Annotated in this window: 2 protein-coding genes; one reads left to right on the top strand and one right to left on the bottom strand. The window is 67.8% G+C overall.

Going from position 1 to position 1,624, the window contains the following annotated elements:
- Positions 1 to 665 (bottom strand): tetratricopeptide repeat protein (locus H926_RS25980; RefSeq protein ID WP_022675615.1); only part of this gene is annotated, 665 nt, incomplete at its 3' end.
- 251 nt (positions 666 to 916) lie between these two features.
- On the opposite strand from H926_RS25980, the gene H926_RS0106605 reads away from it, so the two are divergent.
- Positions 917 to 1,624 (top strand): ParA family protein (locus H926_RS0106605; protein WP_051146275.1); only part of this gene is annotated, 708 nt, incomplete at its 3' end.

Raw genomic sequence — 1,624 nt, 5'->3', positions numbered from 1 at the left:
CCGGCGGGGGCGCCATCGGTGGCTTGAGCGCTCACGCCCAGTTCGGCGGCGGCCAATTCGCGCGAGCGCTGGTCGCTGGTGCGGGTTTCCAGGTCACTCGCCAGCGATGCGCCCATCTGGCGCTGTTCCAGCGGGATCACCTGGTTCATCGTCTTGAGGCTTTCGATCGCCTGGGGCAGCCCCACGGCTGCCGCCCGCGTCATCAGGGCATAGGCGCGCACCCAGTCCTTGGGCTGGAAATCGCCGTTGAACGCCGCCACGCCCAGCACATACATCGCGCGCGGCTCGCCGCGATCGGCCGAGGCGGTGAGCCAGGGCAGCGCTTCGCTCTGGCGGCCGGTCTGGAACAGCAGGATGCCATAGTTGTCGGCGGCGCGGGCATGGCCCTGGCGCGCGGCCTTGTGGAACCAGTCCTCGGCCTTGGCCATGTCCTTGGGCATGCCCCGGCCCAGCTTGGCCGCCTGGCCCATGTTGAACTGCGCATCAGCGTCGCCCTTGGCGGCCGGCCCCTGCCACTGGCGCACGGCCCCGGCATAATCCCCGCGCGACCAGGCGTTTACTCCGTCGCGCACATCGGCCCAGACCAGCGTGGGAAACAGGGCCGCCACGGCAGCCAGCGTGGCCATGGCGCGAAGCGAAGCGGTCTTGGGGCGCGGCGTGATCATGTTGAACGCGAATCTCTTGCCAGGGCAGGTCTCTGCGGGCTTTCCCTCAGGCCTCTTGCGGGGAAAATGGTAAACAAGTTTTCCCCCGCCGTCATCGCCTCGATGCGCCCGCGCGCGCTTGCGTGGTATTTTGCCAACACCATGGCCGGGCGCTGCCCCAGGCCCCGGAAACACCGGGGGTGTTAACCAAAATTTCAGCGCAATCTGCGAATCCCTCAGGCCTGATCGCACGCCAGCCTCAGGGGGACACATTGCGCGTACTGGCCTTGGCTTCGCAAAAGGGGGGATCGGGCAAGACCACCTTGTCCGGCCACCTCGCCGTGCAGGCGCAACGCGCCGGTGCCGGGCCGGTCGTGCTGATCGATATCGATCCCCAGGGCAGCCTGGCCGATTGGTGGAACGAGCGGGAGGCTGATTTTCCCGCCTTTGCCCAGACCACCGTGGGTCGCCTGGCCCAGGATCTCCAGGTCTTGCGCCAGCAGGGTTTCAAGCTGGCCGTGATCGATACTCCGCCAGCGATCACCATGGCGATCCAGTCGGTGATCGCGCTGTCCGAACTCATCGTCGTGCCCACGCGCCCTTCGCCACATGATCTACGCGCCGTGGGCGCCACGGTCGACCTGTGCGAACGCGCGGGCAAGCCGCTGATCTTTGCCGTCAACGGCGCCACGCCCAAGGCGCGCATCACGGCCGAGGCGATCGTCGCATTGTCGCAACACGGCACTGTCGCGCCGATCACCCTGCACCATCGCACCGATTTTGCCGCCTCGATGATCGATGGGCGCACGGTGATGGAGGTTGATCCCACCGGCCGCTCTGCCGCCGAAGTGGCGCAGCTGTGGGCCTATATTTCCGAACGCCTGGAAAAGAATTTCCGCCGCACCGTGTTTGCCGTGCCGCAGCAGAGCCAGCCCGGCATGGCCCCGGTGCGCGCGCTGGGCGGCGCCGCGCCGCGCCCG

This window comes from Novosphingobium sp. B-7 (assembly GCF_000410615.1).
In the GTDB taxonomy this organism is placed as follows: Bacteria; Pseudomonadota; Alphaproteobacteria; order Sphingomonadales; family Sphingomonadaceae; genus Novosphingobium; species Novosphingobium capsulatum.
Note: the sequence above shows the minus strand (reverse complement) of the source record. Positions and strands in the feature narration are given on the sequence as shown.